This window comes from Buttiauxella cochleicola (assembly GCF_021282405.1).
Lineage (GTDB): Bacteria > Pseudomonadota > Gammaproteobacteria > Enterobacterales > Enterobacteriaceae > Buttiauxella > Buttiauxella massiliensis.
This window is the reverse complement of record NZ_JAJSOU010000010.1, coordinates 175,948-195,875: the sequence shown is the minus strand read 5'-3', so window position 1 is coordinate 195,875 and position 19,928 is coordinate 175,948. Positions and strand designations below refer to the sequence as shown.

Annotated in this window: 26 protein-coding genes and 1 tRNA gene; 22 read left to right on the top strand and 5 right to left on the bottom strand. The window is 48.6% G+C overall.

Going from position 1 to position 19,928, the window contains the following annotated elements:
* Positions 1-110: 110 nt before the first annotated feature.
* Positions 111-198, bottom strand: a tRNA-Ser gene (locus LVQ79_RS15175).
* 206 nt (positions 199-404) lie between these two features.
* Between LVQ79_RS15175 and ghrA the strand changes: the two genes are divergently transcribed.
* The 4 genes from ghrA (at position 405) to LVQ79_RS15155 (ending at position 3,340) form a co-directional block, all read left to right on the top strand.
* Positions 405-1,346, top strand: a complete 942-nt coding sequence (gene ghrA / locus LVQ79_RS15170) for a glyoxylate/hydroxypyruvate reductase GhrA (RefSeq protein WP_232865578.1) — start codon at positions 405-407, stop codon at positions 1,344-1,346.
* Between the two features lie 81 nt (positions 1,347-1,427).
* On the top strand, positions 1,428-2,165 hold the full coding sequence (locus LVQ79_RS15165) for a phosphatase (protein WP_232865577.1): 738 nt from the start codon (positions 1,428-1,430) through the stop codon (positions 2,163-2,165).
* Between the two features lie 38 nt (positions 2,166-2,203).
* On the top strand, positions 2,204-2,758 hold the full coding sequence (locus LVQ79_RS15160; RefSeq protein ID WP_064517763.1) for a TorD/DmsD family molecular chaperone: 555 nt from the start codon (positions 2,204-2,206) through the stop codon (positions 2,756-2,758).
* Positions 2,759-2,860: 102 nt separating this feature from the next.
* Positions 2,861-3,340, top strand: coding sequence for a DUF1097 domain-containing protein (locus LVQ79_RS15155; RefSeq protein WP_232865576.1), 480 nt, complete (start codon positions 2,861-2,863; stop codon positions 3,338-3,340).
* A 44-nt stretch (positions 3,341-3,384) separates the two neighbouring features.
* Here LVQ79_RS15155 and csgG read toward each other — a convergent pair whose 3' ends face one another.
* From csgG to csgD, 4 genes are read right to left on the bottom strand one after another with little or no spacing between them, the layout of a single operon-like run.
* Complete coding sequence (csgG, locus tag LVQ79_RS15150; RefSeq protein ID WP_154149421.1) at positions 3,385-4,218, bottom strand: curli production assembly/transport protein CsgG; 834 nt, start codon at positions 4,216-4,218, stop codon at positions 3,385-3,387.
* 40 nt (positions 4,219-4,258) lie between these two features.
* Positions 4,259-4,672 (bottom strand): curli production assembly/transport protein CsgF, encoded by a 414-nt coding sequence (gene csgF, locus LVQ79_RS15145; protein WP_154149419.1) that lies wholly within the window; start codon positions 4,670-4,672, stop codon positions 4,259-4,261.
* Positions 4,673-4,681: 9 nt separating this feature from the next.
* On the bottom strand, positions 4,682-5,071 hold the full coding sequence (csgE, locus tag LVQ79_RS15140; RefSeq protein WP_154149417.1) for a curli production assembly/transport protein CsgE: 390 nt from the start codon (positions 5,069-5,071) through the stop codon (positions 4,682-4,684).
* A gap of 4 nt (positions 5,072-5,075) precedes the next feature.
* Positions 5,076-5,741, bottom strand: coding sequence for a biofilm master transcriptional regulator CsgD (csgD, locus tag LVQ79_RS15135; protein ID WP_232865575.1), 666 nt, complete (start codon positions 5,739-5,741; stop codon positions 5,076-5,078).
* 767 nt (positions 5,742-6,508) lie between these two features.
* On the opposite strand from csgD, the gene csgB reads away from it, so the two are divergent.
* The 18 genes from csgB (at position 6,509) to LVQ79_RS15045 (ending at position 19,919) form a co-directional block, all read left to right on the top strand.
* Positions 6,509-6,964 carry a curli minor subunit CsgB gene (gene csgB, locus LVQ79_RS15130; protein WP_232865574.1) on the top strand — a complete coding sequence of 152 codons (456 nt, stop codon included), beginning with the start codon at positions 6,509-6,511 and terminating at the stop codon, positions 6,962-6,964.
* A 48-nt stretch (positions 6,965-7,012) separates the two neighbouring features.
* Entirely contained in the window at positions 7,013-7,396 is a 384-nt protein-coding gene (locus LVQ79_RS15125; protein ID WP_232865573.1) for a curlin, read from the top strand.
* Between the two features lie 62 nt (positions 7,397-7,458).
* Entirely contained in the window at positions 7,459-7,788 is a 330-nt protein-coding gene (gene csgC / locus LVQ79_RS15120) for a curli assembly chaperone CsgC (RefSeq protein ID WP_154149409.1), read from the top strand.
* Positions 7,789-7,900: 112 nt separating this feature from the next.
* Positions 7,901-8,218 (top strand): YmdA family protein, encoded by a 318-nt coding sequence (locus LVQ79_RS15115; RefSeq protein ID WP_232865572.1) that lies wholly within the window; start codon positions 7,901-7,903, stop codon positions 8,216-8,218.
* Positions 8,219-8,435: 217 nt separating this feature from the next.
* On the top strand, positions 8,436-9,158 hold the full coding sequence (locus LVQ79_RS15110; protein ID WP_232865571.1) for a beta-ketoacyl synthase chain length factor: 723 nt from the start codon (positions 8,436-8,438) through the stop codon (positions 9,156-9,158).
* Positions 9,158-9,928, top strand: a complete 771-nt coding sequence (locus LVQ79_RS15105) for a lysophospholipid acyltransferase family protein (protein WP_232865570.1) — start codon at positions 9,158-9,160, stop codon at positions 9,926-9,928. Before LVQ79_RS15110 ends, LVQ79_RS15105 begins: the two co-directional genes overlap by 1 nt.
* A gap of 38 nt (positions 9,929-9,966) precedes the next feature.
* On the top strand, positions 9,967-10,239 hold the full coding sequence (locus LVQ79_RS15100) for a phosphopantetheine-binding protein (protein WP_064517787.1): 273 nt from the start codon (positions 9,967-9,969) through the stop codon (positions 10,237-10,239).
* A 19-nt stretch (positions 10,240-10,258) separates the two neighbouring features.
* Positions 10,259-10,507, top strand: a complete 249-nt coding sequence (locus tag LVQ79_RS15095) for an acyl carrier protein (RefSeq protein ID WP_064517788.1) — start codon at positions 10,259-10,261, stop codon at positions 10,505-10,507.
* Between the two features lie 3 nt (positions 10,508-10,510).
* Positions 10,511-11,080: a COG4648 family protein gene (locus LVQ79_RS15090; protein ID WP_232865569.1), complete on the top strand. Its 570-nt coding sequence runs from the start codon at positions 10,511-10,513 to the stop codon at positions 11,078-11,080.
* Positions 11,073-12,389 (top strand): AMP-binding protein, encoded by a 1,317-nt coding sequence (locus LVQ79_RS15085; RefSeq protein WP_232865568.1) that lies wholly within the window; start codon positions 11,073-11,075, stop codon positions 12,387-12,389. The genes LVQ79_RS15090 and LVQ79_RS15085 overlap by 8 nt, the downstream gene beginning before the upstream one ends.
* Entirely contained in the window at positions 12,376-12,726 is a 351-nt protein-coding gene (locus tag LVQ79_RS15080) for an ApeI family dehydratase (RefSeq protein ID WP_232865567.1), read from the top strand. The genes LVQ79_RS15085 and LVQ79_RS15080 overlap by 14 nt, the downstream gene beginning before the upstream one ends.
* Positions 12,717-14,411, top strand: a complete 1,695-nt coding sequence (locus tag LVQ79_RS15075; RefSeq protein WP_232865566.1) for a glycosyltransferase family 2 protein — start codon at positions 12,717-12,719, stop codon at positions 14,409-14,411. The genes LVQ79_RS15080 and LVQ79_RS15075 overlap by 10 nt, the downstream gene beginning before the upstream one ends.
* Positions 14,405-14,830 (top strand): acyl-CoA thioesterase, encoded by a 426-nt coding sequence (locus tag LVQ79_RS15070; RefSeq protein ID WP_064517797.1) that lies wholly within the window; start codon positions 14,405-14,407, stop codon positions 14,828-14,830. Before LVQ79_RS15075 ends, LVQ79_RS15070 begins: the two co-directional genes overlap by 7 nt.
* Positions 14,823-15,428, top strand: coding sequence for an outer membrane lipoprotein carrier protein LolA (locus LVQ79_RS15065; RefSeq protein ID WP_064517799.1), 606 nt, complete (start codon positions 14,823-14,825; stop codon positions 15,426-15,428). Before LVQ79_RS15070 ends, LVQ79_RS15065 begins: the two co-directional genes overlap by 8 nt.
* On the top strand, positions 15,400-17,718 hold the full coding sequence (locus LVQ79_RS15060; RefSeq protein ID WP_232865565.1) for an MMPL family transporter: 2,319 nt from the start codon (positions 15,400-15,402) through the stop codon (positions 17,716-17,718). The genes LVQ79_RS15065 and LVQ79_RS15060 overlap by 29 nt, the downstream gene beginning before the upstream one ends.
* On the top strand, positions 17,718-18,293 hold the full coding sequence (locus LVQ79_RS15055; protein WP_232865564.1) for a DUF3261 domain-containing protein: 576 nt from the start codon (positions 17,718-17,720) through the stop codon (positions 18,291-18,293). Before LVQ79_RS15060 ends, LVQ79_RS15055 begins: the two co-directional genes overlap by 1 nt.
* 2 nt (positions 18,294-18,295) lie before the next feature.
* Positions 18,296-19,468, top strand: coding sequence for a beta-ketoacyl-[acyl-carrier-protein] synthase family protein (locus LVQ79_RS15050; protein WP_232865563.1), 1,173 nt, complete (start codon positions 18,296-18,298; stop codon positions 19,466-19,468).
* The gene (locus tag LVQ79_RS15045) at positions 19,461-19,919 is read left to right on the top strand and encodes a hotdog family protein (protein WP_151992626.1); all 459 of its coding nucleotides are present in this window, start codon (positions 19,461-19,463) and stop codon (positions 19,917-19,919) included. The genes LVQ79_RS15050 and LVQ79_RS15045 overlap by 8 nt, the downstream gene beginning before the upstream one ends.
* Positions 19,920-19,928: the final 9 nt, after the last annotated feature.

Here is a 19,928-nt window from a genome sequence, read left to right as displayed (position 1 = left end):
CCAAATGCTAAAGCATTTGTCGAACCTCGGGTCGAGGGTTCTCACCCATCTCTCCACGGGTTTCGGGCGAAAAAAAAGCCCGCATTTACATGCGAGCTCTTCTTTAAATATGGCGGTGAGAGAGGGGTTCGAACCCTCGATACGTTGCCGTATACACACTTTCCAGGCGTGCTCCTTCAGCCACTCGGACACCTCACCGTTTTGTTGTTCCCTGACATCTGGAACGGGCGCTAATGTAGGGAAAAGAACGGCCTGCGTCAATTCACTTTTGAGTAAATCTGGTGCGTTCAGCCAAACTTCAAGCAACTTGCTTCTTAAAACAGCATTACACGCTGATTTTTTATTACATTCATCTCATGTATTGTTTAGGGCTGCGCGTAAGCCTAAGAATAAATGGAGAAAGCATGGACATTATTTTTCATCACCCAACATTTAATACGCAACTGTGGCTGGAAGGTATGCAGCAGCAACTTCCTGGTGTCACGGTTCGCCAATGGCATCCTGGTGATAACCAGCCTGCGGATTACGCCCTGGTGTGGCATCCCCCGGTGGAGATGCTCAGTGGGCGCGAGACGCTGAAGGGGGTATTTGCATTGGGAGCGGGTGTGGACTCTATTCTGAGTAAGCTTCAGGCTCATCCGGATATGCTGCCAGCAGGTGTTCCACTATTTCGCCTGGAAGATACCGGTATGGCGCTGCAGATGCAGGAATACGCGGTGAGTCAGGTATTGCACTGGTTCCGTAGGTTCGATGATTATCAGGCATTAAAGCAGCAGGCAAAATGGCAGCCGCTGGATGATTATCGCCGTGAAGACTTCACTATCGGGCTGCTTGGCGCGGGTGTACTGGGCGGGAAAGTTGCAGAAAGCCTGGCGGCCTGGGGGTTCCCGGTGCGTTGCTGGAGCCGCAGCAAAAAAGAGTATCCGGGCGTAACCAGCTTTGCGGGTACTGAACAACTGGGTGACTTCCTTAAAGGCACTCGTGTGTTGATTAACCTGCTGCCGAATACTCCACAAACTGTGGGTATTATTAACAGCCAGTTGCTCAATCAACTAGCGGATGAGGCTTACGTTATGAACCTGGCGCGTGGGGTGCATCTGGTTGAAAGTGATTTGCTCGCCGCTCTTGAGAGTGGAAAAGTGAAAGGGGCGATGCTCGATGTCTTCGCCAAGGAGCCGCTTCCAGTGGAAAGCCCACTGTGGAAACACCCGCGTATTGCCATAACCCCGCATCTGGCAGCCGTCACTCGTCCTCAGGAAGCAATGGAATATATTGCCAAAACGATCCGCCAGATTGAAAACGGTGAGTCGCCGAGTGGCCAGGTTTCTTTGCATCACGGTTATTAATGCACAGCCCGGCTTGCGCCGGGCTAAAAAACCACGGTGATAACTGCTATCCTTGCGAGAAAGACATATAAGGAGAGAGCCATGTATCCCGTTGACCTGCATATGCACACCGTCGCCAGCACCCACGCCTATAGCACCCTTCATGACTACATTGCGATTGCTAAAAGCAAAGGTATCAAGTTGTTTGCTATCACCGATCACGGCCCGGACATGGCTGACGCGCCTCATTACTGGCACTTTGTGAATATGCGCATCTGGCCGAGATTGGTTGATGGTGTCGGTATTTTGCGTGGTATCGAATCTAATATAAAAAATACCGCTGGTGAAATTGACTGCACCGGGCCGATGTTGGACTCACTGGATCTGATTATCGCTGGTTTCCACGAGCCTGTTTTCCCGCCTCAGGATAGTGCTACTCACACCGAAGCGATGATTGCTGCAATGGCGAGTGGCAATGTCCACATTATCAGCCATCCAGGCAACCCGAAATTCCCGGTCGATATTCCTGCTATAGCGCAGGCGGCAGCAAAATATAATGTCGCGCTGGAGCTCAATAACTCCTCATTTACTCATTCACGTAAGGGTAGCGGCCCGAACTGCCGTGCGATTGCTGCCGCAGTGCGTGATGCCGGTGGCTGGTTATCGTTGGGTTCAGATTCCCACACCGCCTTTACTCTCGGGGATTTTGATGAGTGCCGCAAAATTCTCGACGAAGTTGAGTTCCCGGAAGATCGTATTCTGAATGTTTCAGTCGCCCGTATGCTTGGCTTCCTTGAAGCTCGCGGTATGGCGCCAATCGAAGAGTTCGCCACACTTTAATTTCTATTTGTTAAATCTCTACTAAATGGATCGTTAGCATGAATGAGTTTTCAATTATTTGCCGCATTTTAGGATCACTTTATTATCGCCAGCCTCAGGATCCGCTTTTGGTTCCATTGTTGACGATGATCCGCGAAGGCAAACTGGCAGAGCACTGGCCGCTGGAACAAGATGAGTTACTGACTCGCCTGCAACAGAGCTGCGATCCTCAACAGCTGGCAGCTGATTACAATGCGCTGTTTGTTGGTGAAGAGTGTAGCGTGCCGCCTTATCGCTCAGTATGGGAAGCTGGCAGTAATGAGGGCGATGTGCGCGAGTTTCTAAAACAGCGCGGTATGCCTCTTGCCGAAACACCAGCCGATCATTTTGGTACTTTGTTACTGGCAGCCTCCTGGCTTGAAGATCAGTCACAGGAAGATGAGTTTGAAGCGCAAGTTCGCTTGTTTGACGACTATCTGATGCCGTGGGCTGGCACTTTCCTTGGCAAAGTCGAAGCGCATTCTACAACGCCGTTTTACCGCACACTGGCGTTAATTAGCCGTGAAGCCATTCAGGCAATGCGCGATGAACTTGAAGAATCTGACGATGAGTAATGTGATTTAAATCACATATAAATTGCAACTTGGATTTTTGGTTTACAAAAAATGTGCGGCAGATCGTAGTCGAACGATAAGGCTCTGCTATGATGTGCCGCTATGAACATACTTATCTCTCTTGCATTGACCACCGGTATTCTCTCTGGCCTCTGGGGTTGGGTTGCGGTGAGTCTTGGTCTAATCAGTTGGGCTGGCTTCCTTGGTTGCACCGCATATTTTGCGTGTCCGCAAGGCGGTATCAAAGGTCTTTTCATTTCTGCATGCACATTATGTAGCGGCGTATTATGGGCTCAGGTCATCATTCACGGTAGTGCGATAGCGCCTCACCTGGAGATTTTGGGCTACATGGTAACCGGTGTTGTGGCATTCCTGATGTGTATTCAGGCTAAGCATATGTTGCTCTCGTTTGTGCCGGGTACATTTATTGGTGCTTGCGCGACCTTTGCAAACCAGGGTGAATGGCGGATTGTCGTGCCATCTTTATTACTTGGTCTGGTGTTTGGTTTTGCGATGAAAAATAGCGGACTGTGGCTTGCAGCACGGAAAACGAAGTCTGAATCTCAAGTGATAGCCGAATAAATAAAAAAACCAGCCGAGGCTGGTTTTTTACTATCTGTTGATTATCAAGATTCAGGAGGGACGGACATCTCTCTGTATTTAGCCAGTATCGGATTGTTAATATCTTTCGGATTTTGTAGATCCCACAAGCCGCGATTAATACCATCATTAACCAGATAAATAACCCCTGTTTCTATTGCTGACATCAGACACATCATTACAGGTTCATTGGTGGTGTAGCCGATTTCACCTTCCAGTAAGCGTTGATAATCAACGAAACGGAATACCCCGGCCTGCACTTCATAAGACAAAATTGTTTTGCTGGTATTGACCGATGACAATACTTCACCGGTACTAACATTTACTACTCGTAAATTCACTGCTATTTGATCAAGCTGATATTGTGTCTCGCCACCGATACCAAAGTAGCGTGCGCCAACACCGCCCGATTTCACGTTGCTTTCATAACCGATAATTGAACCTTCAACCATCACGTTTGCCGCTATTAGAGAATCTAGTGGTCTACGGTTGTTCTCTGCAACGGTGCCATTTTCCTGAGCTGCACGAATGATCTTACGTTCGTTTAACAGGTTTTGCAGGCCCTGACGTTCCAATGGAACAAACCAGCGTGAATCTTTTAAAGCAGTAACCAACATAGAGGTTGCGCTCTGTGGTACCGCGGTTGAGAAGTTACTTGCAGGATAGGGTTTAAATTGCCCTGTTTCATCCTGAATATTATAAACTGAGACAAATAGCTTACCTTTTGTCGGTGGTAAGTGGGTTAAGTCACGGTAACTTTGTGCCCGAGGCAAAAGTGTTGGTTTCGCAGCTTCTTTAGGTGGTGCGGTTAAACAACCACTTAATAAACACACTGCTACGATGAGAAGTAAGCGCTGCATAATGTTTATCCTTAAATACTTTTTTGTCGTTTAATACCCACTAAAAATTAGTAGCGTTGTTTTGTAATCCTGAGACATCAATTATGGAAATCTGGCCAGTTTTACGGTCAGTAACGCTAAGTCTTAACTGACCATCAACGTTAGCAATGTCTACGATAAAGTCGTTTGTGACCATCCGGCCCGGTTTACCGGTATTTATATTGGTCAATAGCCCACCGAGCAGTTGCGACTGAATTGCGGAAGTAAAACTATCCAGTGCAGAAGGCGCGGTATAACCAAAATCACTTGAGCTAGGGTCTTTATAGGAATTCTGAGCCTGTGCCTCATTAAGTAAAAAGGACCCATTATTTGGGTTACCACCAAAATTAGGGTTTATAAACTGAAAAGTCATATTTCCTCCCCAGGATAAAGGGGATATCAGCAGTAAAGATAAAACTGCATGAGTGATACGCATGACAGCCTCCTAAAATTCGTCGCTGGTTAAATCACCGGTACTCAATAATGTTTTATCAATTTGCCGGCGTTTAATTGCTTCATCAGTCTGGATTAATGCAATAGTGACATTTCGGTCAAAATCACGTTTTGAGGGGAATAAAAAAGCCTGATAGATGACATCCTGATCAACAGTAATGGTTATCCAGCTTCCCCAACGGGCACTGGGCCGCTCATTTATGGTTAAGTTTCCGGTAAAACTGCTTTCCCACTTGTCACTAAAGGCACGATAAAACTCATGCCCTACAGATGAAACGGTGTGATCCGTCAACAATCCGGGAACTTCCACTTCTACGGCGCGAGCGCCCCCGGAGGCGCAGACTAATACTGACGCCAGCAGTAAAGCAGCTTGTAATTTCATCGCCTTATCGCCTGAGATTATCGTTTGCCCAGGAAACCGCCTGAGTGCGATTTTTTACGGATATCTTTTTGAAAAGGTTATAGAGATGCGTTTTTACCGTATTTTCACTTATAAATAGCGACTGAGCGATTTCGATATTCGAGGCACCAATACGCAATTTATTAAGTATTTCCTTTTCACGGTGAGTCAGAAGGGAGGACTCAACATTATTGAAACGATAATTCCCTGAGTGATTAATAAGATAGCTGGCTAACTTTTGCGAGAAGTAGCATTCTCCATCCATTACACCACGGATACCCTCTACCACACGCGGTTCTTCCTCTGACATATAAAACACACCATTAATATGTGGCCAATTTTCTATGTCACGGAATTGATACTCTTCAGGAGTGTTTAATAACAACAACTTAATGCTGTTATGTTTACGACTTAGGTTATCTTGCCAATAGTTAATCAGCTTTTTATCGGCCTCGACCATATCGAAAAGCACCACAACATTTCCAGCGACCTCTTCAAGAGAGCGTTGAATATTATGAAGTTTCCCATTTATAGAGAGTGAGGATTTTAAATGCTGTAATAACGCAGTAGCTTGTAGCGAGGGTTTTGTGATCAACAATAAACTTTGAGCACTTAACGCCTGACTATTTATTGTATGGGCTTCATTAAACATGATGAAACTCCGTCCGAGTTTGCGCATCAATCAGCTGAATTAACAGAAAGTTAATTCACCAGAAGTACTGATAGGTGCTGCACTGCTGTGTTTGAAATTAATATAACACTGTCAAATATCGTTAAGTTACGACCTGACTTAATGTGTTAAACAAAATGTTACTGCTGATTTCAATCTAGCGGTTACTAATCTTAAAGCAAGTGTTAAAGCTGTTACAGGATGTAACTGTAGATATTAAAATGTTGCAGGTGGAGATTTTTTCTATTTAGTTTTAGCACTAAAGTTGTACATAAATTATAAGTTGCATAGTTTTAAAAATCATACAAATAAGTATATATCATTGATTTGTATTGATTATTTATTTTTATCCTTATGCGTTTTTCAACTTAACACATGTAAATTGTTGGCATTACATTCGCAGTTGTTAGCTGTCTTAAGAAAACTCATCACCGTGACATGGACACACTAAAAATTGCCAAATAGCAGTCTTTAAATTCAACCAGACGGCAAATCCATGCTTGATAAATGTGATGAATTTAAAAAACATACGCGAATTAAAATAATCGTTTTTGAACCCTTTGTTGTATTTGGTTTTTTTTACTCCACTAATACTTTGTAATGAGTGGAAATATAAAAATACAACATGCGGGTGAGATATTTTAAATGTTTCGACGGACATACTCATTTTCGTAACGCAGAGATAACATTTCTTCTCAACGTTTACGGCAAGTGTTATTAGTAGAAGTATTTAGACCCAGGGTGACAACATGAAGAACAGATCGTTACTTGTGATGTTAGCATTGTTGGGAACGCCTGGTTATGTTCTTGCAAATAATCCCGATCTTGCCAGATCAGAATATAACTTTGCGATGAACGAATTAAGTAGGTCATCGCTAAATCAGGCAGCAATTATTGGTCAGGCTGGCAATTATAATAATGTCAACGTTGACCAGAATGGAAGCAAGCAATTAGCACTGGTCTCTCAGACAGGTTCTTCTAACAGAGCTAATGTTGAACAATCAGGGAGTTATAATCTTGCTTATATTTCACAAGTTGGCAGTGCTAACGATGCGAATATTGAGCAAACAACTTCGGGTAATACTGCTTTAATTAAACAGATAGGTTCTGGTAATAAAGCAAATATTATCCAAACGGGTACTGGTTATACCGCAGTTGTAGTGCAAGTAAGGTCACAAATGGCAGTCCGTGTTGTCCAAAGATAATACACTAGCTATTTGGGCTTAAATTATCAATCCGATGGGAGTTTCACCATGAACTTTATTAAAGTAGCAGCAATCGCAGCAGCATTGGTGGTTTCGGGAAGTGCACTGGCTGGTCAAATCTATCAGGGCGGACATGGTAGTAGTGGTGGTCATGGCAATTATGGCGACACCAATCAAGGTCTGACTGTGACTCAACTTGGTAATTTTAACGGCGCTAACGTTAACCAAAGTTCAAAATCCAGCAGCCTTGATCTACTGCAAAGCGGTAATAATAACCAGGCTAATCTTGTTCAGGCAAGTACTCGTGCCGAATTGAATGTCCAACAATACGGCAACTTTAACGGTGCCAATGTGACACAAGCTACAACTGGCGCTTCGGCAGCTGTAACTCAGTCTGGCTGGGGTAACCAGGCCAATGTCTATCAGCACTAACTGCTAATCCAGACAAAAAAGAACAGGGCCTTTATGCCCTGTTCTTTTTATTGGGGGAAACTATGCACACATTACTTTTATTAGTCGCGCTAAGTAATCAGCTTGCTTTCGATACCCAGCAGCAGGGAGATATGTACACCATCGTACCTGTCGCTACGCTTACTCAGGACTGCCAGTGTTCCTACAAATTCACCGCGCTACGTTCCGGCTCAGGAGGGCAAAGCAACAGCACCCAAAGCGGGAATATTTTTATAAAAGCGAATGAACCTGCCAGGTTAACGCGGATGAGCATGAATATCTCTCCTGGAGATAATGTGACCATTACGGTAACCGTGTCGGATGGAAAAGATATTCATCTGGAAAAAGAGTGGGCTCCGCCGGGCAATGTTTAATAAATGTAGCGGTTATGTGGATTTTATTTCTTCTATATACCAGGTTTTAACTGTAGCGTTCACCGTTTTGTGCCGATAACCCTCATACCACTTCAGTTGAGGAGTCCGTAGCGTGAATACAGTAAGCTTAAGATGTTCAATGCTTTTGCCTGGTTTACTTCTTGCTTTCCCTTTACTTAATGCTCATGCCAGTGGTGGTGTGATTCATTTTCAGGGGGCAGTAGTAGAAGATGGTTGTCGTTTATCGCAATCACCTCAGGCACAGTCGGTTAAATTTTCCTGTACCCAAAACGGAAAGCCAGTTGTTCAGACCATTGCACTCAATAAGCTGAATAATTATACGGCTGGTGGCGATGCTCCGTTTTCTACCAAAATGCGCTACATTGACGCGCAACACCAACTGGCAGTTCTGGAAGTCACATACCGTTAGAATCCGCGGCCTGTGATTAGCAGGCCGTTGGAATCGATGTATGAATATTTATTTCCCAGTCATTTTTGTTACTATTCCCCGCCGTTGATGAATTCAACACGCGCAAAATATAAGCGGCTTAAGAAAAATCCCGTAAAATTAAGACTTATTTTATAGTCGGCATAAATTCGAAGATATATATCTGACGGGACGTCGCAGATGATTGATGGTACAGAGCATGAAGTTAGCGTTTAAGGTTGTCGACTGGCAGGCCAGTGCACCAGGTTTATCTGAACATGATGACTGGCAGGCATGGGGGAAAACCGCAGCGATTATTGATGTTTCATCCCCGATTGCCAAAAGTCGCCATCTACCTATGATGACCGCGCGCCGTCTGGCATCAGGTAGCCGTCTTGCTGTTGATTGTGCCCTTGCTATTTTGTCCCGACAAAATGTTGATGCGCTGGTTTTTTCCAGCCGCCATGGTGAGCTGGAGCGAAACTTTCGGATTTTAACCGCATTAGCGTGCGAAGAAAGTCTCTCACCAACTGATTTTGCGATGTCAGTACACAATTCAGCGGTAGGCAATACCACGATTGCCGCCCAACAAGCATTGGTTTCGTCCTCTGTTTCTGCGGGTTTTGACAGCTTTGCGCAGGCATTAATTGAAGTGGCATCGCTGCATCACTCCGGGTATCAACGCGTGATGCTGGTGGATTTCGATGGGCTGATTCCTGAGTTTTATCACTCTCATCTTCCAGGTGAAACGGTCAGCCTGCCATTTGCGGTGGCATTGTTGCTGGAAGCTGGCTCGCAGATCCAGTGTGAAACAACACCGAGCCAAACCTCTGGTGCGCAAGGTTTACCGCAGGGGCTGGCATTTTTGCACGGCTGGCTCAGTGACGAGCAGACCTTTACCCTTATTGGTGAACGCCTGTGCTGGCGTTGGAGTCGTCATTAATGTGGGGGCGCTTAGAGTGGTGCTGGCGCGTGCTGATGACCGGTTGGTTATTCATTCTATTTGGTAGCGGTGGCCTGGCGTTGTCACTGGTATGGTTTAACTTGCTGTTACTGTTTGTTCGCGATAATGGCAAACGCCGTGAGATTGCTCGCCGTAGCATCTCCGCCAGTTTCCGGCTATTTTTACGCATCGGACGCCTGCTTGGCGTGTTTGATTATCGCTTCGAAAATTGTGCGCAATTAGCAAACGATCATGGATGTTTGATAGTCGCAAACCACCCGACGCTGCTCGATTACGTGTTTATTGCTTCTCAGGCGCCGCATATTGGTTGCCTGGTGAAAGCAAGCCTTGTGAACAATCCCTGTTTTCGCGGCGTGATTAAAGCCGCTGACTATCTGGTTAATAGTCAGGGCGAAACATTACTTCCTGAAAGCCAGAAACGCGTAGCGGCAGGGGAGGCGATACTGATTTTCCCGGAAGGGACGCGTACCCGTCCGGGTGAACCGCTGGTTATCCAGCGAGGTGCTGCGAATATTGCTGTGCGTTGTAGATGTGAATTGCGTCTGGTGCATATTCATTGTGACCAGCGTTATCTGGACAAACACAGCCGCTGGTACCAGATACCTCAGCGCAAGCCGATGATTACCGTGAGTGTTAAACAGCGGATCGACAGCCAAAGCTTTATGGCAAACCAAGACGATGCCCCGACGATTGCGGCGCGCCGCCTTAGCCAATTTTTAAGTCAGGAATTGGTTCCTGACCCTTTTTAAAAGTCTACTCAGATAGACTCTAAGACTCGGATGGTGATATGCAATCTCTAGAGACCGATATTAAACAACTCATTATCGACACCCTGAATCTCGAAGAGATAAGTGTCGATGAGATTGAAAGTGAGGCTGCGTTATTTGGTAACGACGGCCTTGGCCTTGATTCCATCGATGCTCTGGAATTGGGTCTGGCGGTTAAAAAACGTTATGGTGTGGTGTTATCCGCAGAAAACGAAACGATGCGCGAACATTTTTACTCGGTCGCGAATCTGGCCGCATTTATTAATAGTCAAAACCCTGCGCACAGCGCCTGATTGAAACCACGAGTACGCTATGAATAAAGAAGATATTTATCAGGAAGTCACCGGGTTACTGGTTAAGTTATTTGAACTCTCTCCTGAGCAAATCACCCCGCAATCTCGTCTCTACGAAGATTTGGATCTCGATAGTATCGATGCGGTAGATATGGTTGTGCATCTGCAAAAACGCACCGGTAAAAAAATCAAACCGGAAGATTTTAAAACGGTTCGTACCGTACAGGATGTCGTAGACGCGGTTGAGCGTTTGCATAGCGGGTCTTAAAGCGTGCTGGCAAAACGTGCGCTAAGTATTGTCGGAGGGCTAGCCGTAATAGGTTGGCCCTTTGCCGTCTGGTTAGCCCTTTCATATCCAAAATTACACATTTTGCTGCCTATTCTGGCGTTGTGCTTTGTGCTGCGTTTGTGCGCATTGCGTGGCAAAACGGGTGCTTTGAGCCGTGCGTTCAAAGGGCTGGCCATTGCGGGAGCGGTGTTATCTCTTGCCAGTATTTGGATGCGTGAAGCACAGCTGTTGCTGTGGTATCCGGTGGTGGTCAATGTGGTGATGCTGGCACTATTTGGTGCCTCGCTGTGGAGTAGCCAATCTTTGATTGAACGCCTGGCTCGTTGGCGTGAAGGGGATTTACCGGCAGCGGGTGTGCGATATACCCGTCGCGTGACGCAAGTGTGGTGCATTTTCTTTATCCTGAATGGCAGCATGGCACTATTCACCTGCCTTGCGGGTAACATCCACTGGTGGACATTGTGGAATGGAATGGCGAGTTACCTGCTGATGGGGGCGTTATTTGCCGGTGAATGGTTGGTGAGGCAGCGGGTGAAACGTCGCTATGAATAATCCTTTACCACTAAAGCTGTGGCTAAGCGGTCGCCATCCGCAACATGTTGTGGCGTTTGAAGGGGCGCATCTTTGGACCCAGGCCGATTTAATCGCTGATGTTCAGCGTATTTATGGCTGGCTAAAAACACAGCCGGGCGATCGCTGGGCGCTTTGTCTTGATAACAGCTACGCCTTTATTACCGCGCTTTTGGCGACACTGCATGCGGGTAAAACCCCAGTGATCCCTGGGCATTGCCGGGAAGCACAGCTTCGCGAACAGCAAATGCATTTTTGCGGCGTCATTAGCGATGTGCCGCTCAACCTTAACTGCCCGGTGATAAACCCGCAAACTCTGGCGTATACGGCAGTCCAATCCTTCGAACCGGTTCATGTCGATGCGGGTGTGGTGCTATTTACCTCGGGCTCTACTGGTGAACCTGCGCAAATCTTCAAAACGCTACAAGCGTTGGATGAAGAGATCGCCTGGCTTGCGGCATTGTGGGGCGAAAAGCTACGTGATTGTCGCGTGGTGGGCTCGGTGTCACACCAGCATCTCTATGGTTTTACTTTCCGTGTGATGCTGCCAATGGCCCTTGGTCTTGCCAGTGATGCTGCAATGATTCACTTCCCTGAGCAACTGGTGGCGTATTCAAACCATCCTTTATTGTTTATCAGCAGCCCGGCATTTTTAAAACGCCTCGATGCGAACCTCGCGGCTCCAACTTTTAAAAGCGTGATTTCCGCCGCCGGGAAACTCGATGACGATACCGCGCAAAATGCGCGAGCGTGGCTTAAAACACCGGTATCAGAAATTTACGGTACCACCGAAACAGGTGTGCTGGCATGGCGGCAACATTCGCAAATCTCGCCTGAATGGCAGCCCTTCCCGCAAGTGCGCTTTACCCCGCAGAGTGATGGCTGGCAGGTTGAATCAGCATTGATTCATCAACGGTGCATGCAGTTAGACGATATTCTCGAATTTAGCCCGAAGGGGAGTTTTCGCTTATTAGGTCGCCGCGATCGCATCATAAAAATCGAAGAAAAGCGCATCTCTCTGAGTGAAATTGAACGCCGATTACTGGCACTTCCAGGTATTGAGGATGCCGCTGTCGTTCCCATTATGCGCGGTAACCGAATTGCGCTGGGGGCGGTGGTCGTTGCTTGTGAACAAACGGCTAATAAACAACTCTGGCGTGAGGCACTCCGCGCCTGGCTTGAGCCAATCGCCATTCCACGTTATTGGCGCATCGTTGAGCTTATTCCGCACAATAGCCAAGGCAAGCGTTCGTGGGTGCAATTACAGGAGTTATTTGATGAAACCCGTTGAGTTACAGCGCTCGCAACCCGAAGCAGGAAAACTGTGCCTACGTTTAGCTGTTCCGGCAACGGTAGGCTGGTTCGCTGGCCATTTTCCCACTCAACCGTTATTACCTGGCGTGGCGCAGCTCGATTGGGTGATGGCTTATGGAGCCGCACTTGCACCGGGAATGCGCTTTTGTTCGATTGATAGCGTTAAATTCCAACGCCCGATTGTGCCGGGCAGCGAACTTGAGCTGAATCTGCAATGGGATGCTACGCGTTGCGTATTGAGTTTCACTTACACCCTGTTAAACGAAGAGGGTGGTGTTGCTGCCAGCAGCGGGAAAATTAAGCTATGTCCGTAACGACCACGGCTTTTCGCCCTTGTGTGGTGATCCCATGTTATAACCACGGCGCGACAATGGCGGTGGTGCTGAAACGTCTGCAACCTTTTGCACTGCCAGTGATTATTGTTGATGACGGTAGTGATGCTGCAACAAAGCAGGAACTGGCGCAGTTAACCGGAGTCACCCTTATCCATTTGGAAACCAATCAGGGAAAAGGGGAGGCAGTCATTACAGGCCTTAAAGCGGCGTCACAGGCAGGGTTTAGCCATGCTATCCAACTTGATGCTGACGGGCAGCACTGTATTGAAGATGTCCCACGTTTTTTAGATGAAGCGCGCAAGCATCCGGGCTGCCTGATTTCTGGAATGCCGGAATACGATGATTCTGTTCCAAAATCGCGTCTTTACGGGCGCTATGTCACGCACGTTTGGGTGTGGATTGAGACTCTGTCACTCTCGTTAAAAGACAGCATGTGTGGGTTCCGTGTTTATCCGTTGGCGGCAACGCTTGCGGTTATTGCGAAACACTCCCCAGGTAAACGCATGGATTTCGATACCGAAATTATGGTGCGTTTATATTGGGCTGGCACCGACAGCCATTTTTTGCGCACGCGAGTGATTTATCCGGCAGATGGCCTGTCGCACTTTGACGCACTTCGCGACAACTTGCGCATCTCGTGGATGCATACGCGACTCTTCTTCGGCATGTTACCGCGCGTTCCGGCATTACTCTCGCGTCGTCGAAAGAGCACTCATTGGGCGCAAGTGCCAGAACGTAAGGGGCTGGCGGGAATGCGCTTAATGTTGAATATCTACCAACGTCTGGGGCGGCGTGCATTTAACGCATTGCTCTATCCGGTGGTGGCGTGGATGTGGTTAACCGGCGGCACGCAGCGTAAGGCATCACAGCAGTGGTTGGCTCAGGTTCGTCAACAGGCACAATGCCTGGGCGTCACACTGCCCACAGGGTTAAACAGCTATCGCCACTTCTTACGCTTTGGTGATGCAATGCTTAACAAAATTGCTGCCTGGCGTGGCGACATTCTCTGGGGGCGTGATATCGAGTTTGCCCCCGGTAGCCGTGAAGTTTTACAACCGCAGGCCGGGCAGGGGAAGTTAATCCTCGCCGCACATCTGGGTGATATCGAAGCCAGCCGCGCACTGGCTCAGGTTGAGGCTGGGCTTGTGATTAATGCGCTCGTCTTCACTGACAACGCCCAACGCTTTCGTCAGATTATTGAAGAAATTGCTCCACAGGCCGGTGTGAATCTGCTGCCGGTTAGCCATATTGGCCCGGAAACTGCCATGCTTTTACAAGAAAAACTCGATGCCGGGGAGTGGGTCGCGATCGTCGGTGATCGGGTTGCCGTTAACACGCAACGTGGTGGTGAGCGGCGCGTATGCTGGAGCCAGTTTATGGGCAACCAGGCCCCTTTCCCGCAAGGGCCGTTTATTCTTGCCGCCGCATTACGATGCCCGGTCATTTTGATGATGGTTTTGCGTGAACAAGGCAAACTGCGTATTCATGCTGAGAATTTTGCCGATCCTTTGGTGTTGCCACGTGCAACTCGGCAACAAGCACTACAAGAACATATTGATAATTACGCGCGTCGTCTGGAGTGTTACGCACTGCGTTCGCCGCTCGATTGGTTTAATTTTTATGATTTCTGGCAATTACCTCCAGAAAAGGAGTCCGGATGTTAAATGACCCACGTTTTACTGTGGAGGTCAGCATCAAAGTCCCATTCCATGATGTCGATGCGATGGGCGTTGTGTGGCATGGCAACTATTTCCGCTACTTTGAGGTGGCGCGCGAAGCATTGCTCAACCAATTTGATTATGGCTATCGTGCCATGAGTGAGTCTGGCTTTGTCTGGCCGGTTGTCGACACTCGAGTTAAATACCGTGATACGGTGAAATTTGAACAACAGATTCTGGTGCGCGCAACGGTACTCGAGTATGAAAACCGCCTAAAAATCGGCTATGAAATTGTTGATGCCCAAACGGGCAAACGCGCTACATCTGGTTACACCATCCAGGTTGCCGTTGAGGCAACAAGCGGAGAACTTTGTTTCGTCTCCCCTCAGATACTTTTTGAACGCATGGGCTTGAGTCATGAATAAGATTATTTTAATGGCTTTGCTGTGTATCAGCTTTATGGCGAACGCAATTACCCTCGATGACGTGCAACGTAGCTTTGCATCGCAGCCGGTGGTGCGGGCAAAATTCCAGCAAGACCGTCAAATTAGCGGAATGGCGCAACCGCTGCATTCCAGCGGTGAAGTGTTGATCGCTAAAAGCAAAGGCTTGTGGTGGCAGCAACAACACCCATTCCCGATGACGCTGGTGCTTGATGATAGCCACATGGTGCAGGTCATGGGCAGTCAGGCCCCGCAAATCATTACCGCAGATAGCAACCCGCAAATGTTCCAGTTCAATCATTTGCTACGCGCTCTATTCCAGGCCGACCGTAAAGTGCTTGATGAAAACTTTTCCAGCGCCTTTACCGACCAGGGCAATGGCAAATGGCAACTGGTCTTAACGCCAACTACGACGCCGCTCGATAAGCTGTTTAGTACGATTACCCTGGAAGGCGATAAATACCTTAATCGCATTGCACTGAATGATTTGCAGGGCGATTTTACGGAAATCACCTTTAGCGACCACCGACTAAACCCACGAAAATTGACTCATGAAGAGCAGCAGCGCTTCGCTTTCTAATATGCATCGTCGTCTGGCATGGGGCTGGCTTGTGATAGTCACTGTGCTGGTGGTGTTGCTCGCAACTTTGTTGCCAAAGGCGCGGCTCGACAGCAGCGTGCTGTCCCTGTTGCCCGCCAGTAGCCTAGGTAAAGTCCCAGCACAAATCGAGAACGGTTTTCTGCAACGTCTCGACAGGCAAATGATGTGGATGGTCAGCCCCGGCAATCAACCAGATCCAGCCGCGGCCCAATGGTGGCAAACGCAACTGCAACAGCAGCCATTCCTTGCGGGTGTGCAGGGGCCAATGGATGCAAAAGGCCAGCAGGAGTGGGGGAAATTCTACTTCGAGCATCGCAATGGCCTGGTTGATAACCAAACTCGCGGTCGTTTGCAAAATGGTGGCGAAGCGCAGGCTCAGTGGGTGTTGTCGCAACTGTACTCGGCGTTTTCTGGGGTCAGTGGTAAAGAGTTGACAAACGATCCGCTGATGCTGGTGCGTGGGTCTCAACTGGCGCTGCAACAAACGGCCAGTCAGATGCGATTGATGAACGGCTGGCTGGTGGCACGTGATAAACAGGGGCGTTACTGGTATTTGCTGCATGGTGAGCTGAAAGGTTCATCGTTTGATATGCAGCAGGGGCGCAAAGCGGTTGAGCAACTGCAAGCCTTGCAACAAAACCTGAAACAGCACTTCCCGCAGGCTGAAGTGATGTCACGTGGCACGCTGTTCTACAGTGATTACGCAAGCCAACAGGCAAAGCATGATGTTTCAACGCTTGGCCTGGCGACGGTGATTGGCGTGTTGCTACTGGTGCTTGCGGTGTTTCGCTCAGTTCGGCCTTTACTATTGTGTGTCACATCGGTTGCGATTGGAGCACTGGCAGGCACCGCTATCACACTACTTTGCTTTGGTGAACTGCACCTGATGACGCTTGTTATGAGCATGAGCATCGTTGGTGTTTCGGCCGATTACACGCTCTATTACCTTACCGAACGAATGGTGCATGGCCGTGAAAACTCACCCATCGCGAGTTTACGCAAAGTGCTTCCTGCTTTACTGCTGGCGCTGGCAACAACCGCTATTGCCTACCTGATTATGATCCTCGCGCCGTTCCCCGGTATTCGCCAACTCGCCGTTTTTGCCGCCAGTGGTTTAATTGCTTCCTGCCTGACGGTGGTTTGCTGGTACCCGTTTGCGGTGCGCGGCTTGCCGGTTAGGGCTGTGCCTTATAGCCGGTTACTTACTGCCTGGCTTGATGCATGGCAGAACAAAAAAGCGGTGCGCTTTGGAGTGCCGTTTGCGTTGCTGGTGGTTAGCCTCGCGGGAATGGCATCCTTAAAAATCAATGATGATATCGCCAGTTTCCAGGCATTGCCGCAGGATCTGGTACGTGAAGAGCAGGCCATTACCGCTTTGACCGGACAGGGCATGGATCAGAAATGGTTTGTGGTTTATGGCGACACCGCCGAGCAAACGCTGCAACGCCTGGAAAAGCTGGCTCCTGAACTTGCAGAGGCTAAAAAGCAAAAAGCTATCGATAGCTATCGCCTGATTCCGTTAGCCTCTCTTGAGCAGCAACAGGCGGATTTGCTTCTGCTGCGCGAAGCCGCACCCATTTTGCAAAAACGCCTTGCCGAAAGCGGCATTCCAGTGACAGCGCCCAATTTACAGCAAATGGCAGTGACCCCGGATCTTTGGCAAAAGAGCGTGATCAGTAGCGGCTGGCGCTTGTTGTGGTTATCGTTGCCGGACGGTAAAAGCGGCGCGTTAGTGCCAGTAAATGGTGTTCACAATAGTGAATTTCTTGCCAACATTGCGGCAAAGTTACCTGGCGTAAGTTGGGTCGACAGAAAAGTGATGTTTAACGAATTATTCAGCCATTTCCGTAGTTTGTTGACTATTTTACTGGCAGCGGCTGTTGTGGCGATTGCCATCAGTTATGTGCTGCGACTCGGTGTAAAACGCGGGTTATTAAGTGTGGTACCTTCGCTGTTATCGCTGGGGTGTGGGCTTGCAGCACTTGCCTTCAGTGGACATACATTAAACCTGTTCTCGCTATTGGCGCTGGTGCTAGTCCTCGGGATTGGCATCAATTACACGCTGTTCTTTAGTAACCCACGTGGCACCCCGTTGACGTCGCTTCTGGCAATAAGTGTGGCATTGCTGACCACACTCTTCACATTAGGCATGCTGGTCTTTAGCCAGACTCAAGCTATCGCAAGCTTTGGCATTGTGCTCAGTTGCGGCATCTTCTGTGCATTCCTGACTGCCCCCTTAGCCCTACCTACTCAGGGAAAGAGAGAATAATGAAAATACTACCTACACTGGCATTGTTGCTTGGCTCCTTATTATTGAGTGCGTGCAGCACAACAAAACCAGATACCTCAAGGCCGCAGGCCTGGTTAAAAGCCGGCACTTTAGTGACGTTGCCCCCGCCTGGGATTACGCCGTCAATTACCCAACAACAATTGCTGACTGCGCAAGTCAAAGGCAAAACCCAATCATTGATGGTGCTCCTCAATGCTGACCAGCAGAAAATCATGCTGGCTGGTTTGTCGCCGTTAGGGATTCGTTTATTCCGCCTGACGTATGACAGCCAGGGCGTGAAAACCGAGCAGTCAATGACGCTGCCAGAATTACCTCCAGCAAGTCAGGTTCTTGCCGATATTATGTTGAGCTACTGGCCGATAAGCGCCTGGCAGCCGCAGTTACCTGAAGGCTGGACATTAAAAGATGTCGATTCCCGCCGCGAACTGCGCGATGACCAGGGGGAGTTGATTGAGACAATCCATTATCTGATGCGTAACGGCAGTCGTCAGCCGGTGAGTGTGCACCACCATCGTTTCGGTTATGTCATCAGTATTCAGCATCTGGACAGCTAATTATGATTACTCTATCTGCTGCCGGAATGGTCAACGCCCTGGGTAACAACCTTGACGAAATAGCAGCAAATTTGCAGGCCAATACTGCACCAGGTATGGGGCCAGATACCGATGGCTGGTTGCAGCAGGGCGAATGTTGGGTCGGGCGTGTTTGCGGCGAATTACCAGAAATAGCGCCAGAAATGGCGCAGTACAATAGCCGAAATAACCGTCTGTTATTGGCTGCTCTGGCACAAATTCGCCCGCAGGTGGATGACGCCATTGCACGATACGGAAACGAGCGCGTGGCAGTCGTGTTGGGGACCAGTACTTCAGGGCTTGATGAAGGTGACCGTATGGTCAGCGGCAGCCACGAAGGTTCTCCGCCCGCTTCTTATTATTATGGCCAGCAAGAGCTTGGCGATCCCTCACGTTTTCTGAGCGACTATTTGCAACTTTTTGGCCCGGCGTTGACCATTTCAACCGCCTGTTCTTCCAGCGCGCGAGCAATGATTACCGGTAAAAGGCTGATTGAGTCGGGAATGGTGGATGCTGCGATTGTGGGTGGCGCAGATACCCTCAGCCGGATGCCTATCAACGGTTTCAATAGTCTGGAGTCATTAAGTAACGAGCGCTGCAAGCCGTTTAGCGCCGAGCGCAACGGCATTACCATTGGTGAGGCTGGCGCCTTGATTTTACTCACCAAAGAGCCGGGGAAAGTCTGTTTACTGGGAGTGGGTGAGTCGTCTGATGCCTGGCATATGTCAGCTCCACATCCGGAAGGTCTTGGGGCTATTCGCGCAATTGAAATGGCGCTGCGTGAGGCCAGAATCGGGGCGCATGATATTGGCTATATTAATATGCACGGCACTGCCACGCGTCTGAATGACGAAATCGAGGCCAAAGTGGTGAATCAACTTTTTGGCGAAAGCGTGCCTTCAAGCTCTACTAAGCATCTGACCGGGCACACATTAGGTGCCGCAGGGGCTTGTGAAGCGGTGCTCTGTTATTTGCTGTTAGCGCGCGACTTACTGCTGCCTGCGCAAGATTTCACTGACGCGCATCAAGACATGAGCCTTGCGCCCTGTGGTCTACTCACCGCGCCACAACCATTCCTCAAACCGATAATGCTATCGAACTCATTTGCTTTTGGCGGCAATAATGCTTGCCTGATTTTTGGAGTCTCTCATGACTGATTTTCTTGCCCCACAACACTACTTACCGCACGAAGCACCAATGTGCTTGCTCGAATCGGTAGTGGCGGTGGAACAAGAAAGTGCGCATTGTCAGGTAACGGTAAGCAACCTCGGTGTGCTTGCACCTTTTCTTGATGGGGAAGGCAATTTACCGGGCTGGTTTGCTATCGAATTGATTGCCCAGACGGTCGGCGTGTGGTCAGGCTGGCATGCGAAAAAAAATGGTGAAGAAGAAAGCCTGGTTGGAATGCTGTTGGGTGGGCGTGGAATACGCTGCCCGGCTGGCGCCTTCCCACAAGGCGCGTTACTGGAATGCCACGTCACGCTGCTGATGCGTGATGAAAAGATAGGTAGTTTCGAAGGACAAATTATCGCGGACGGCAACGTACTAGCGAGCGGGCGAGTTAATACATATCAGCCTGATAATAATGAATTAAAACAATTATTTTGATGAGATAGC